Origin of the sequence: Huintestinicola sp. (assembly GCF_050874005.1) — a bacterium.
GTDB lineage: Bacteria > Bacillota > Clostridia > Oscillospirales > Ruminococcaceae > Huintestinicola.
Map to the genome: position 1 here is coordinate 29,961 of NZ_JBNMJV010000004.1, position 15,058 is coordinate 45,018.

Below are 15,058 nucleotides of genomic sequence, written 5' to 3' on the forward strand. Positions count from 1 at the left end.
CCGACCAAACATATAAAAACTCACTCGCCCATCATCGTAAGAAAATACTCATAAACATACATATCATCGCAAAGCTCGGGGTGAAAGGCAGTTACAAGCTGATTTTCATACCTTGCCGCAACTATCTTGCCGCCCGTCTCCGCAAGTATCTCCGCAGAGCCGATGTCGCTGATGTAGGGCGCACGGATAAAGCTCATAGGAATTTCCCTGCCGTTAAAATTATCCCTTGTAAAGAAGCTGCCAAGCTGCCTGCCGTATGCATTGCGCTTGACCGTAACGGGCATTGTGGCAAGATGTGACTGCTCCCCTCCCTCAATGCTCTGTGCAAGAAGTATCATTCCCGCACAGGTGCCGAAAACGGGCAACCCGCCTTCTATACGCTTTTTTATGGGGTCAAAAAGTCCTAAGTCTCTGAGCAGCTTGCCCTGAACGGTGCTCTCTCCCCCGGGGATAATAAGCCCGTCAAAAGACCTGTCAATATCGGGCAGCCGCCTTATCTCAAAGCTTTCGATACCAAGCTCCGAAAGCTTTTTTTCGTGCTCCGCAAAAGCGCCCTGCAATGCCAGAACGGCAATTACCTTTGACATTACTTACCACGCTCCGCCATAAGCAGAGCTATCTCCTGCTCGTTTATTCCTACCATAGCCTCGCCTAAGTCCTCCGAAAGCTCCGCAAGAAGCCCCGGGTCATTGTAGTTTGTGACAGCCTTGACAATAGCAGCCGCACGCTTTTCGGGATTGCCCGACTTGAAAATACCCGAGCCAACGAAAACGCCCTCTGCACCCAGCTGCATCATAAGAGCGGCGTCTGCAGGAGTGGCAACTCCGCCTGCCGCAAAATTAACAACGGGCAGCTTCTTGTTCACCGCAACAAATTCGATAAGGTTGTAGGGCACCTGCAGCTGCTTTGCAGCCTCGTAAAGCTCGTCCTTGGACATTGAGGAAATTCTTCTTATCTCCGACTGCATCATTCTCATATGGCGCACCGCCTGAACAACATCGCCCGTACCCGGCTCGCCCTTTGTCCGTATCATAGAAGCACCCTCGTTAATGCGTCTCAGCGCCTCGCCCAGATCTTTTGCTCCGCACACAAAGGGAACATCAAACTGGGTCTTATCAATGTGATACTTGTCATCTGCGGGAGAAAGCACCTCGGACTCGTCAATGTAGTCTATCTCGATAGCCTGGAGTATCTGTGCCTCTGCAAAATGACCGATCCTGCACTTTGCCATTACGGGAATAGACACCGCCGCCTGTATGCCCTTTATCATCTTGGGGTCGCTCATTCTCGAAACGCCGCCTGCCGCTCTGATATCCGCAGGGATACGCTCCAGCGCCATTACCGCACAAGCGCCTGCAGCCTCTGCGATTTTTGCCTGCTCGGGTGTGGTAACGTCCATAATAACTCCGCCCTTGAGCATCTGGGCAAGGTTTCTGTTAAGCTCTGCTCTGTTTTCACTCATTAAAATAACCGTCCTTTCATAGAGAGTTTTGTATTTTTCGTTAGAAAATTTCGGACAAAGTCCGAAAAACAAAACTCGGAAGTTTGAAAATCTTTGATTTTCAAACTTATATCGTTCCTTTCGGCTGAATTTTTCCTTATTATAATCCTGTCGGGTATTTTTTTCAAGCTGAGAACTTCTTTGCTTTCGTGCGTTAAAGTTATAGATATATACCACATATAAAAAGAAAAGGCGCCGGATATCTGTGAATTTCTCACAAAGATAATCCGACGCATTATTTTCCCAAAAACGTTATTGGCAAAATTGCACAATACAGTGAATTTCAGCAAAAAGCAAACTGTGCATATCGCAAATTTTTATAAAATCTATTTCCCGACAAACAGCTGACATTGCTTTTTTGTACAGAAGAGGAGAATTGTATCTGCAAGGCATTATTGTGATAAAAAAGCTGTTCACTTTATAATTCACATCTGAGCCGACATTGCCTTTTTCCTCTCGCTTTTGTTGCGATACATCTTCTCGTCGGCAAGCTTCAGCAAAGCGTCAGTATCCGTCTCTCCCTTGGTCATACAATACCCGAAGGAAAATCTCAAAGAAACTGTCAGACCGTCACCCAGGTCGGCGCTGCCATTTTGCTGAATGAAAGCCAGCTTGTCAATATCCTCCCGAAGCTCCTTTTCATCGGGATAGTTATACAAAAACAGCACAAATTCATCGCCGCCCTGACGAGCGCATACAGTACCATTGCTTCCTACTGAGCTGATGGCGTCTGCAATGCTTCTGAGATACATATCACCCTTGTCGTGACCGTATCTGTCGTTTATTTCCTTGAGTCCGTCAGCGTCTATCATAGCAATAGCGCCATAGCCTGTCTTTTCAGACTCGGCAAACAGCTCTGAAAGCCTGTTCTGAAGCCCACGCCTATTGTAAAGCCCCGTCAGCAGGTCAATGTCTCTTTCCGCCTCTATCTTGCGGCGTTTCAGCGTTTCCTCGGTCACGTCAATGACAATTCCCAGATTTTCCCTGCCATTTGATATTTCTTTCAGCTTGATGAAATGCTCTGTTTCTCCTCCAAGCCGATAAACCGAATTTTCGCCGTCCACAGGGTCATCAAGGATATCTGCGATATACTGCCTGAACAGAGCTTGATCCGCAAAGAGCATTTCGGACTTTTCCCTGTCAAGAGCAAGTATTTCGGGGACCTGCTCCGTAAATCGCACACGCTTCATTTTTTCGCTGTATTCGTAAACGCCGATATGTACGTCTGTGCTGTTAAGAACATAGGATATTTTGTCCGTACTCGACAGCAGGCTTTCTATCATTTCGTTAATGTGACTGCTGAGCTCCGAAAATTCAAGGCTTGTGTCAACGGAAATTTTCTCGTCCAGATCGCCCTCGGTTATCATTCTCAGCTTGCTGTTAACATCGTAAATGCCGTCAATGACAAACTTGTTAATGCAGCGCAGGAACGCCTGCACAAGTATAGCGGAGATAAGCAGCAGACCTGCCGCAAGCACGCATATGCTGTAGGGGATATTTCTGTAAAGCTCCTTGTTTGTGATTATCCTGCCGATAAGTATTCCGTCCGTCTCACGGAAAATGCAGTAACACTTCACACCGTTCACCGAAGCGTCAAATCCGCTCTCAGCGTCCTTTGCCTTTGAGAGAGAGATACCGATATCCTCAAGATCTTTTCCCACGTCCTCCGTGTCGGTGGAGCCTATGATAACGCCGCTTTCCAATTCTGCGGCATAAAGGTCGATCTCGGGGTCGGATCTCAGCATAGAGAAAATATAAGACAGCTCGTTTTTCTCTGTTACCTTCATTACGTTCACAGGCTGCATACCGATCTGCACGATAAATTCACCGTTCTCGCTCCACAGAGCGGAATACTGCATAAGCTTGCTTTCAGCAGTATTGGGAGTAACGTCCTGGCACAGCCTGAGGGTTTTATCCGTAAGCATAGGCTTGAAAAAACTCAGCTGCTCTCCCGAATCAAAGGTCAAGCCGTAGTATTCGGGGTGAGTGCCCGAAATTATCCTGCCCGTCTTGTCAAAGATGTGTATCTCGTCAACTTCCATAAATTCGGCAATTTTTTTGAGATCGTCAATGCTGTATATGGCATCGGGATATCTTTGGAGGATATAAGCAATGCCCTCGGCGTCTAAAAGGCAGGTATTGCGGTACTGCTCCTTAACGTCCGCAAGCTCCTGTTTGTTTTCCGAAAGGAGCTGTTCGATGTGATAAAACGATATCTCGGAGCTTTCCACGGCATAGTGTCTGGCATTTGATATCTGAATAACAGTGGAAAATATAAGGAGCGCCGCCACCATTCCCAGAGTGATGCCATACAGGCGGCTCGTAATGATCTTCTTTATGTTCTGCATTTTAGTCCTCTTGATAAAAATGTATGAAGTAGGGACAATATGATCTGTCCATTGTCTTGTTCAAATATTACATCAGTTTATATTATATTAGACAAGTGTGAATTTTTCAAGAGCTATTTTTTAAAAAGCGGACTTTTATTGACTAAATATCCGCAAATGAGCAGGGGATCTGATATCCTGCTGTAAAAAATACAATGCCCCTCCGGCACAGAGGGGCGTGTGATCATTATTATTCGGTCATAAGCTGCCTTATGGTATCGTGGTCAGCTTCATTCCTGCCTCCCTTGAAAACTATCTCACCCTTTTCCATAACGTAAATATCCTCTGCATTCTCAAGAACAAAGTCAAGATACTGCTCCACAAGAAGGACGGTAATGCCCTTCCATTCGTTTATCTTCCGTATCGCCGCACCGATATCCTGAATAATGGAGGGCTGTATACCCTCGGTAGGCTCGTCGAGAATGATTATCTTGGGGTCTGCCGCCAGCGCCCTTGCAATGGCAAGCTGCTGCTGCTGACCGCCCGAAAGGTCGCCGCCCTTTCTTTTGGCAAATTTAGGCAGAATGGGAAACAGGTCGTAAATGTAATCGGGCACAGTTCCCTTGCCGCCCTTGGGCTGGAGTCCCAGCTCAATATTTTCCTGCACCGTCATCTGAGGAAAAATGTCTCTTCCCTGAGGAACATAGCCTATGCCAAGGCGCACTCTCTCATAAGCGGGCATCTTTATCATTTCCTGACCGTCCATAAGAATACTGCCCGTAGGCGTTTTCACAAGTCCCATAATGCTCTTAAGAGTGGTGGTCTTGCCAACGCCGTTTCTGCCTATGAGACTTACTATCTTACCCTTGGGCACTTCAAAGGAAAGCCCTTTTATAACGCAGCTCTCACCGTAGTATGAATCAACGTTCTGAATTTTCAGCATCAAATATCAACCCTTCGACTTTATTTCGGGATATCACTCCGCACCTCTGCCCAGATAAACCGCCTGAACGGTCTTGTCCGCCAGCACATCGGAGATATTGCCCTCCATAAGGATTTTTCCCTCGTGGAGAACGGTAACGATATCCGCCGCCTGCTTTACGAAATCCATATCGTGCTCAATGACGATAACGGTACATTCCTTTTTTATCTCCTTGAGAATTTCACCTGTGCGGAATGTCTCGGGCTTGCCCATACCTGCGGCAGGCTCGTCAAGCATAATTATCTCGGGCTTTGACACAAGCTGCATACCTATCTCAAGCCATTGCTTCTGACCGTGTGCAAGGCTGCCTGCCCTTACGTCCTTTTTATCCGCAAGCCCCACTCTTTCAAGGACGCTGTCGATGTTTTCCATATCCTCCTTTGAAGGCTTGCCGAATATGGAATCGAGAATTCCCTTGTGACCCTTGAGGGACAGTATCATATTGTCAAGGACGGTGAGGTTCACAAACACCGAAGGCACCTGAAATTTTCTTCCGATACCCTCTTCCACTATCTTGTACTCTTTCATACCCGTAAGTCTTATGCCCTCTCTGCCCTCGGGGTAATACATAATATTTCCCGAGGTAGGCTTGGTTTTTGCACAGATAATGTCAAGGAGAGTGGTCTTGCCTGCGCCGTTGGGACCTATGAAGAAATGCACCGTGTGGCGCTTTACGTTTGTCCGCACATCGGTAAGGGCGTAGAAGCCGTCAAAGCAGACGGAGATGTTCTTTATTTCAAGAATATTTTCGTTACTCATACCTTTGCCTCCTCAGTCTTTGCCTGCGCTGCGGGGGCAGCTTTCTTATCGCCCAGGAAATGATCCTTTACAAATCCCACGATTCCGCCCTTGAAGAAAAGAATTGTAATGCAGAACAGCGCACCGATAAGGTACTGCCAAACCTCAACCATTGCTCCGGAGCTGAGATTATACTCGCAGAGGTTGATGAGGAACGCTCCGATGACTGCGCCGATTATGGTTCCTCTGCCGCCGATAGCCACCCATATGACCATTGTGATGGAATATGCTATGGTCATCTGAGAAGGAGTGATGCTGCCGTTGAAGTTAACGAATACCGCACCTGCTATGGCAGCAATAACAGCGGAAAGAACATATACAAATGTCTTGTAGCGGCTTACTCTGTAGCCGGAGAAATAAGTGCGGTTCTCGCCGTCTCTTATAGCGATAAGGAGTTTGCCGAATTTTCTGCCCACAAGGAATTTGCAGAGAGCGTAAATAAGTATCATAATTCCAAGGGAGATGTAGAACAGCAGGAACATATTGTCCCTGTTAGCCTCGCCTTTGATGCTGCCGAACACCGACTTTATCTCGGTAATGCCAACATTTCCGTTGGTGTAGGGAGAAAGGGCGATAAACATTGAATACGCCGCCCAGGTGAGCGCCTGAGAGATGATGGAAAAGTAAACGCCCTTGACTCTGCTCTTGAAGATGAAATAGCCGATAACTCCCGAAACAACGGCAGGAACGAGTATTATCATAATTATGGAGAGGGGCAGGTTCAGAAATGGCTTCCACACAAGGGGCAGTTCATCAAGTCCGCCTGTGTGCATAAAGTCGGTTATCTTGCCGCCTGTGCTCTGGAGTTTAAGGTACATTGCCATTGCGTAGCCGCCCAGAGCAAAGTACAGTCCGTGACCGAGGCTCAGTATGCCTGTGTAGCCCCAGATAAGGTCAAGTCCCATTGCCACCACAGCAAATGCAATGCATTTGCCTAAAAACAGCACCGTTGAGCTGTTCATCAGCCCTGCCGAAAACATTACGGGAACAAGGGCGAGGAGAAGAACTATAAATGCAAAGCAGATATTGCTGCCCTGCTTCTTTAGCAGATTTTTCACGTGAGAAAACTCCTTTCCCTGTTATTCGTCTAAGTTTCTGCTCTTGATAACGAAGAGACCCTGAGGACGCTTCTGCAAGAACACGATAACGATAAGAAGAACGATAGCCTTTGCAATGGTGGACGAGGTGTAATTTTCGGTAAATATGCTTGCCGAGCCGATTATGGTGGAGCCTAAAACGGTGCCTGCAAGCTTGCCCACGCCGCCCAGAACTACAGCCATAAAGGAGTTAACGATGTAGCTTTGACCAACGGTGGAGTCAATTGAGCCGAGAAGAGCCACCGAGCAGCCTGCAATTCCCGCAAGACCCGAGCCGAGAGCGAAGGTGATATTATCCACACGTCTGGAATTTATTCCCATACACTGAGCCATAGGTCTGTTCTGCATAACCGCTCTCATTTGCTTACCGAAGTTTGACTTGTACATTATGACCCATACCATAAGCAGGCAGAGCAGGATCATTACAAAGATAAAGATACGGTTGTAGGAAAATGTGCAGCCGCCTATCTGTATGCCGCCTTTCAGGAAGGAGGGAGCGGTGACATTCACGCCCTGAGTACCGAAAATGCTTCTTGCAGCCTGCTGGAGAATAAGGCTTATTCCCCAGGTGGCAAGGAGACTGTCTATCTCTCTGCCGTAAAGCCTTGAGATAACAAATCTCTCCAGGAGACTTCCAAGCAAAAATGCCACACCGAATGCGGAGGGAATGGAAACTATGTAGTAAATATCCCGAACACTCTCGGGGAAGAATTTCACGAATATCTGCTGCACCACATAGGTCATATAGGCTCCTATCATAACAAATTCGCCGTGAGCCATATTGATAACTCTCATAAGTCCGAATGTAACGGCAAGTCCCAGGGACGTGAGAAGTATTATGGAGCTGAGACTAAGTCCGTTGAACAGGGTGGTGATAAACTGTTCCATAAAAATACTCATCCTTTCGGGGAAATTCATAAGCTTCGGAATATCGGGTATTATTCCGAAGCTTACGAAACAATATCACGGGAGGAGCGAAGTAGGATGCTCCTCCCTGGGATATTTGTTAAAACGTTTTACTCGATAGGCTGAATGCCTGCTGCAACAGCCCAGTCATATGTAGTGAGATAGGGGTCGGGGTCAACCGCTGCGGGAGTTGAATAAACCTCGTAGATAAGACCGTCCTCTCTTACCTCGCCAATTCTTACAGGCTTTGTAAGGTGCTGGTTCTCGCCGTTGATGGTAACTGTGCCTTCGGGAGCGTTAAAGGAGATCTCGCCTGTGCGGATAGCGCCGAGCACATCGTCTACCTCAAAGCTTCCTGCCTTTTCGCAGGCTGCCTTCCAGAGATAAACAGCGTCATATGCTGCCTCTGCAGGGTCGGAGGTAACTCTTGTATCGCCGAACTTTGCCTTGTAAGCCGCAACGAAGGACTTGTTCACATCGGTCTCTGTGGTCTGGTAATAGTTCCAGGATACCATATGACCCTTGAGGATATCTGCGCCGATAGTTGCAACTTCTTCCTCTGCAATGGAGAAGGACATTGTCATATAATTCTCACTGGTGTAGTTCTTCTCAGCCATCTGCTTGAAGAAGGAAACGTTGCCTGTGCCGTTCAATGTGTTGATAATGACCTCGGGCTGAGCGGCTTCGATCTTGCCGATGATAGCAGCAAAATCGGTCTGATCCATATCCGCATATTCCTCGCCGACTACTTCACAGCCTGCGGCATTTACCTGAGCGGTGATTATCATATTTGCTGTTCTGGGGAATACATAATCCGAGCCTAAAAGGAAGAATTTCTTGTAGCCCTTGTCAATGAGATATTCGATAGCGGGAACGATCTGCTGATTGGGAGCTGCGCCTGTGTAAACGATGTTGGGCGACTGCTCCATACCCTCATACTGAACGGGATACCAGAGCAGAGAATTGTAATCCTCGAATACGGGCTTTACAGCCTTTCTTGAAGAAGAAGTCCAGCAGCCGAAAACTGTCTTTACCTTTTCGCTGTCCACCAGCTTTTCTGCCTTTGTGGCGAAGGTTGAAGGCTCGGATGCGCCGTCCTCTTCAACATATACTATCTGCTTGCCCAGAACTCCGCCTGCGGCATTTATTTCTTCAATTGCAAGCACCTCGGCATCTCTTACAGCCTTTTCGCTTATTGCCATTGAGCCTGTGAGAGAGTGGAGAAGTCCCACCTTGACGGTATCATCTCCCGAAGCCGCAGGAGCCGCAGAGCCGTCGGTGCTTTCCGATCCGCCCGACGATGTGCCTGCGCTGCCGCCGCAGCCTGCAAGGCTCAGAGCCATCATTCCTGCCGCAGCAAGGGCGGCGATCATTTTCATACTGAATTTTTTCATAAAATTTTCCTCTCTTCTTTTTATGAATAACTATACAAAAAAGCCGGCGGAGACTCTTTCCACATCTCCGTCGGCTCCGTTGCCGAAATTAAATTAAATTGAGCGCTGCAAGCGCCTTGTCATTTTCGATAGTTCCCTTTTTCTCGAGAATGTCGCTGCCAAGCTTTATTTTTAGATATTCCACGATAAGCTCGGCGCATTTGTCTCTGCCGATACGGGCGGTGTTAAGGGTCATATCGTAGAGAACGGGATTTGTCCAGTTCTCGCCGCCTGTGTAGTATTTGTAGTAATCAGCCCTGTATCTGTCGGTCTGATAGATAAGCTTGTTTGCATCGTCCTCGGTAACGCCGAGAAGATTTACGATAGACTCCACACATTCCTTGCGGGGGGCTTCCACATACACGCTGACCACATTGTCATAATCTCTGAGAACGTGATTTGCACACTTTCCGATTATAATGCAGGACTGGTTTTTGCCCAGCTCCCTGATTATCCTCGCCTGAATGTTGTAGAGGTTAACATCGGAAATGAAGCTTTTGTCGGTGGGCTGGACGACTTCGTCGGTGTTTGGAGTCTTCATCAGCCGTTTAAGGAGATGATAGCCTCTCAGCTTTTCGTCCACCTGAACGAACAGATCCTTGCTTATCCCGCTGTAATTTGAAGCCATTGCAAGTATCTGGCTGTCATAGCAGGGGATACCGAGCCGCTTTGAAAGAGCCATTCCGATATGCTTTCCTCCGCTGCCGAAGCCTCGGGCAATGGTTATAACGTAATTATCCATAGGGCTTCCCCTTTCGCAGAACATTTTGCATATCCTTTATACGGATTTTTCTTTTGCAAATAAAATATACCATAAAAATCCACCGTTTGCTACGGTAAAAATCAGATATAATACGGTAAATATCAGAGAAATTCTGTAAAATATGCAATTTGCAAATCATAAACTTGCATTTTGTTCATAATTGAAAAGTCTGTGCGGAATTCTGAAGCACAAAAAAGGTCTCCCCCCTTGTAAGGAGGAGAGACGCATCAAGATCATCGCAGCCTTATAGCAAACGGATATCCGGTCCCGAATTTACGCCGATACAAAACGGGACTGCAAACCGTCTGACAGACTGAACCTGCCATATTTCAATTTATATGCTAAACCATAAGCTTTCACAAAAATATTTACATCTCAGCTATTATCCGAGCTGCCGTTCTCTCCGGCATTTTCCACAGTCTCCTGCTGAACGGAAGTATTATCATCGGGAGATGTCGGGGCGGCATTGTCCTCCGAGCGTATTTCTTCCGAATTCTCGGAAGAAATTTCCCCGTCAAGCCTGCGGTGAACATCGTTTTCAAGGAGCTTATAAACAGTTGCCGCCATAGGCACGCCCAGCAGCATTCCGCCGATGCCTCCAAGTCCGCCGCCCACGGTAACAGCCGCCAGCACCCACATTCCGGGCAGTCCGATCGAGGAGCCTACCACCTTCGGGTATATCACATTGCCCTCTACCTGCTGGAGTATCACAAGGAAAATAAGGAACCAAAGTGCTTTCATAGGGTCTACCACTACGATCATAAGCGCACCTATAGCCGCTCCCAGGTATGCTCCCACAATGGGGATAAGGGCGGTGGCGCCGATAAGGGTGCCGATAGTGGATGCATAGGGTATACGGAGAATTGTCATTCCCAGAGCGCAGAGCAGTCCTAAGATGACAGCTTCTGTGCATTGTCCCACGATAAAGCTTGAAAAGCATTTATCCGCTGTAGCGCAGAAATAGCGGAATCGGCGCTCGCTTTCGGGCTTCATATAGCTTTTCATAAGCCTGCCCACCTGCTCCGCCAGCTTCTCCTTGCTGAGAAGAATGTATATGGCAAAGATAAGTCCCACCGCAAAGTTTACTATTCCCCCGAAAAATGAGGAGATAACGGTGAGAGCAGAGGTCAGCGCTCCGCCCATTCCGTTCATTGCAAAATCAATGACCGTCTGGGATATGGTTTTCCAGTCAAAGTTTTTCAGGTCAATATTTTCCCTTATCAGCTCAGCCGCCTCGGGGTATTTCACCTCCGCTTCGGCAAGCCATTGCTGAACAGTCGCCGCATAGACGGGGAAGGAATCGCTCAGCACACGGAAGATATTTCCTATCTCAGGAACGATTATCACCATTATGAGAGCCAGCGCAAGAATTACCGTCAGCAGTGAAAGTATAAGGCAGACGGGACGGCGTGTTGCGATGACTGCACGTTTCCGGGAATTCGGGAAATATGTCTTCTCTATCCTGCGCATTATGATGTTAAGTATATATGCCAGCACACAGCCGATAAGCAGGGGGCTGAATATGCCCAGCACCGCTTTCAGAGCGGAGGCGACTGTGCCGAAATACATCACAAGGAGCACCGCCGCCGCCGAGAGGAGCAAAAAAGGTACAAACCGTTTTAATCTGCTTTTGTCTCTTTGGTTCATTTACATACTTCCTTTCTTGTTTACAGCAGAGGAGCGATAAGACGGAGCAGAGCGTCAAACATCGTTCCACGGTAATACTGCGTTATATTCTGAAGAGTTATCTCTCTGCTTTTCTCAAATGTGTCAAGGCAGTCTTTTTTAAGGTCTGCCACAGCCTTGTTGCCGTACAAAAGAGTGCCGCACTCGAAATGCAGGAACAGGCTGCGGTAATCAAGGTTTATGGTTCCCACAACGCCTATCTTATCGTCGCTCACAAAGCTCTTTGCGTGGATAAATCCGGGGGTGTACTCAAATATACGGACGCCTGCTTTAAGGAGCGGAGTGTAATTTGCCCTGGTCATACGGTAGATTATCTTCTTGTCGGGTATGCCGGGGGTGACGAGACGGACGTCCACTCCCCTTTTCGCCGCAAGGCAGAGGGCGTTTTTCATTATATCGTCAAGGATAAGATAGGGGGTGTAGATATATACGTATTTTTCCGCACGGCTAAGTATTTCGATATAGACGTTCTCGCTGAGTGCTTCCCTGTCAAGAGGTGTGTCATAAAAGGGCTGCACATAGCCGTCCGAGGGGTATTTCTCGCCGTAGACCTCGGGAGCGTATTTCACGATATCCGCCTTGACTTCGGTATCCTTGAAGCTGTGCCACAGCTCCAGGAACATTTCCGTAAGGTTCATCACAGCGTCTCCACGAAGCATTACGCCTGTGTCTTTCCAATGACCGTAGGGAGCAGTCTCGTTTATATATTCGTCAGAAACATTTATGCCGCCGTTGAAGCCCGTATGTCCGTCTATTACCAGTATTTTGCGGTGGTCACGGTTGTTCATCACAAGGGAGAGGACGGGTACTACGGGATTGAAGGCAAGGCATTTGATGTTGGGGTGGATCTTTTCCAGCACCTTGAAATATTTCGGGGGCAAAAGTGCCACACAGCCCATATCATCGTAAATTATCCGTATCTCAACGCCGTGCTCCGCTCTGTCAACAAGCGCCTCCAGCATTTCGTCCCACATTTTTCCAAGACCGATTATGAAATATTCAAGGAAAATGAAATGCTCCGCCTTTCGTATCTCCGCAAGCATATCCTTGAACATCAGCTCGCCTACGGGGTAGTATTTCACCTGGGTATTGGAATAGACAGGATAACCGCTGAGGTTATTGATATAGCGGCAGACGGCATAGGCTCTTGGGTCTGTCTCCTCCAGAGCTTTTCCCTTTTCACCGAAGCTTTTAAGCATTGGCAGATATTTTTCCTTTGTTGCCTGTATCTTGTGGTGCATATGCTTGGAGGGCTTTTTGTTGCCTGCAAAAAGGTAGAGCAGCCCGCCGAAAATGGGCAGCACCATTATCAGGATTATCCATATCATTTTGTAGGACGGATTGTCCTCCTTGCAGACAATGTAAAGCACTATGAGCAGGCTCAGCGCCCGAAGCGATGCGTTTATTATGCCCGAAAAGGCTGAAAGCTTTACTATGCAAAGCGCAAACCAGGCAATTTGCAGGATAAGGAACAAAGCTGTTATGAATATCCTGTTTACTATGATCCTGCGGCATTTGATCTTAAATTCCGAACTGCTCATTTTCCGACTATCCTTTCTTTATCTTTCAGGGGTTTCCTTGTTTATTTCTGTTCCTTTAGCTCGTTTATCTTGTCTCTCAGATAAGCGGCGTGCTCAAATTCAAGCAGCTTTGCGGCTTCCTTCATCTGGGCGGTGAGCTTTGTTATAAGCTCGTCACGCTCCTTTTTGGTGAGCTTCTTTTCGCTCGTCTTGCCGTTTACCTCCTCCTTGGTGGATATCTCGATAACATCACGAACGTCCTTGATAATTGTCTTCGGCACGATCCCGTGTTCCTCGTTGTATTTTAGCTGCAGCTCCCTGCGGCGGTTTGTTTCGGCAATGGCACGCTCCATTGAGCCTGTTACGCTGTCGGCGTACATTATTACCTTGCCCTCGCTGTTTCGGGCAGCTCGTCCGATGGTCTGTATAAGCGATGACTCGGAGCGGAGGAAGCCCTCCTTGTCCGCATCAAGAATTGCCACAAGTGAAACCTCGGGGATATCAAGTCCCTCTCGGAGCAGGTTTATTCCCACAAGCACGTCAAATTCGCCCAGTCTCAGGTCCCGGATAATTTCCATTCGCTCGATGGTGTCGATATCGTGATGAAGATATCTCACTCTTACCCCTGCATTGGTAAGGAATGCTGTTAAGTCCTCCGCCATTTTCTTTGTAAGGGTGGTGACAAGGACTCTCTCATTCTTCTCCGCACGTATATTTATCTGGCTGAGAAGGTCCTCAATTTGTCCCTCAACGGGCTTAACGATAATTTCGGGGTCCACAAGACCTGTGGGACGAATTACCTGCTCAACTATCTGAGCGGACTTCTCCCTTTCGATAGGACCCGGGGTGGCGGATACGTATATCGCCTGATTTATTTTTGAGTCAAACTCGTCAAAATTAAGTGGACGGTTATCGTATGCCGAGGGGAGACGGAAGCCGTAGTCGATAAGAACGGTCTTTCTGCCTCTGTCTCCTGCGCTCATTCCTCTTACCTGCGGGAGGGACACGTGGCTCTCGTCCACGAAAAGAAGGTAATCCTTGGGAAAATGGTCAAGGAGAGTATAGGGTGTGCTGCCCGGCTGTCTGCCCGCAAGTATGCGTGAATAGTTTTCTATCCCTTTGCAGAAGCCTATTTCCTCAAGCATTTCGATATCGTAAAGGGTGCGCTGTTTAAGTCTCTGTGCTTCCACAAGCTTGCCCTGCTTTTCAAACCACTCCACACGCTCTCCAAGCTCCCTTTCTATCTCAAGGACAGCCTCGTGGATATGGTCTTTCGAAACTACATAGTGAGAAGCGGGATAAATTGCCGTGTGAGCAAGGGTGGAGATAACATTTCCCGTAAGCACCTGTATCTCGGAAATGCGGTCTATCTCGTCTCCGAAAAATTCCACACGAATGGCATTCTCGGTGGAGCCTGCGGGGAATATTTCCACCACATCTCCTCTTACACGGAATTTGTTGCGGACAAAATTTATGTCGTTTCGCTCATACTGTATATCCACAAGCCTCTTCAGAAGCTCCTCACGGGACATTTCCATTCCCTTGCGGAGAGAAATGACGTTGCTGCGGTATTCCTCGGGTGCGCCCAGAGAATATATGCAGGATACCGACGCCACGATTATAACGTCCCTGCGCTCGGCAAGGGCAAGTGTGGCGCTGTGGCGGAGCTTGTCTATCTCGTCGTTTATGGCGCTGTCCTTTTCAATATAGGAGTCGGTGGAGGGGATATATGCCTCGGGCTGGTAATAATCATAGTAGGAAACGAAATATTCCACGGCATTATGGGGAAAAAACTCCCTGAACTCGGAGCAGAGCTGCGCCGCAAGAATTTTGTTATGGGCGAGAACGATGGTGGGGCGGTTCATTCGGGCAATGACATTCGCCATTGTGAAAGTCTTTCCCGAACCTGTTACACCCAGCAGGGTCTGGTCTCTGTACCCCTTTTCAAGTCCTTCCACAAGCTTGTCTATCGCCTGTGGCTGGTCTCCCGATGGCTTGTAGGGGGACACAAGTTCAAATTTATCCATAGCGGTCTCCTTATAATA

Annotated in this window: 12 protein-coding genes; all 12 read right to left on the reverse strand. The window is 47.9% G+C overall.

Annotated elements, in window-relative coordinates; genetic code table 11:
* Window positions 1–20: 20 nt before the first annotated feature.
* Complete coding sequence (gene pdxT / locus ACR0QN_RS02365; protein ID WP_432649587.1) at window positions 21–587, reverse strand: pyridoxal 5'-phosphate synthase glutaminase subunit PdxT; 567 nt, start codon at window positions 585–587, stop codon at window positions 21–23.
* Window positions 587–1,462 (reverse strand): pyridoxal 5'-phosphate synthase lyase subunit PdxS, encoded by an 876-nt coding sequence (gene pdxS / locus ACR0QN_RS02370; protein WP_432649588.1) that lies wholly within the window; start codon window positions 1,460–1,462, stop codon window positions 587–589. The genes pdxT and pdxS overlap by 1 nt, the downstream gene beginning before the upstream one ends.
* 464 nt (window positions 1,463–1,926) lie before the next feature.
* Window positions 1,927–3,849, reverse strand: coding sequence for a diguanylate cyclase domain-containing protein (locus tag ACR0QN_RS02375; RefSeq protein WP_432649589.1), 1,923 nt, complete (start codon window positions 3,847–3,849; stop codon window positions 1,927–1,929).
* A 229-nt stretch (window positions 3,850–4,078) separates the two neighbouring features.
* Complete coding sequence (gene urtE, locus ACR0QN_RS02380) at window positions 4,079–4,771, reverse strand: urea ABC transporter ATP-binding subunit UrtE (RefSeq protein ID WP_432649590.1); 693 nt, start codon at window positions 4,769–4,771, stop codon at window positions 4,079–4,081.
* Window positions 4,772–4,804: 33 nt separating this feature from the next.
* Window positions 4,805–5,569: an urea ABC transporter ATP-binding protein UrtD gene (gene urtD, locus ACR0QN_RS02385; protein WP_432649591.1), complete on the reverse strand. Its 765-nt coding sequence runs from the start codon at window positions 5,567–5,569 to the stop codon at window positions 4,805–4,807.
* Window positions 5,566–6,666, reverse strand: coding sequence for an urea ABC transporter permease subunit UrtC (urtC, locus tag ACR0QN_RS02390; RefSeq protein WP_432649592.1), 1,101 nt, complete (start codon window positions 6,664–6,666; stop codon window positions 5,566–5,568). Before urtC ends, urtD begins: the two co-directional genes overlap by 4 nt.
* A 21-nt stretch (window positions 6,667–6,687) precedes the next feature.
* Window positions 6,688–7,593 (reverse strand): urea ABC transporter permease subunit UrtB, encoded by a 906-nt coding sequence (gene urtB / locus ACR0QN_RS02395; RefSeq protein ID WP_432649593.1) that lies wholly within the window; start codon window positions 7,591–7,593, stop codon window positions 6,688–6,690.
* Between the two features lie 128 nt (window positions 7,594–7,721).
* Window positions 7,722–9,005, reverse strand: coding sequence for an urea ABC transporter substrate-binding protein (urtA, locus tag ACR0QN_RS02400; RefSeq protein ID WP_432649594.1), 1,284 nt, complete (start codon window positions 9,003–9,005; stop codon window positions 7,722–7,724).
* A gap of 88 nt (window positions 9,006–9,093) precedes the next feature.
* Entirely contained in the window at window positions 9,094–9,786 is a 693-nt protein-coding gene (locus tag ACR0QN_RS02405) for an AAA family ATPase (RefSeq protein ID WP_432649595.1), read from the reverse strand.
* Window positions 9,787–10,182: 396 nt separating this feature from the next.
* A complete protein-coding gene (locus tag ACR0QN_RS02410) occupies window positions 10,183–11,454 on the reverse strand; it encodes an AI-2E family transporter (protein WP_432649596.1) in 1,272 nt (423 codons plus the stop codon).
* Window positions 11,455–11,474: 20 nt separating this feature from the next.
* Window positions 11,475–13,034 carry a cardiolipin synthase gene (cls, locus tag ACR0QN_RS02415; RefSeq protein ID WP_432649597.1) on the reverse strand — a complete coding sequence of 520 codons (1,560 nt, stop codon included), beginning with the start codon at window positions 13,032–13,034 and terminating at the stop codon, window positions 11,475–11,477.
* Between the two features lie 41 nt (window positions 13,035–13,075).
* Window positions 13,076–15,040, reverse strand: a complete 1,965-nt coding sequence (gene uvrB, locus ACR0QN_RS02420; protein WP_432649598.1) for an excinuclease ABC subunit UvrB — start codon at window positions 15,038–15,040, stop codon at window positions 13,076–13,078.
* Between the last annotated feature and the right edge of the window lie 18 nt (window positions 15,041–15,058).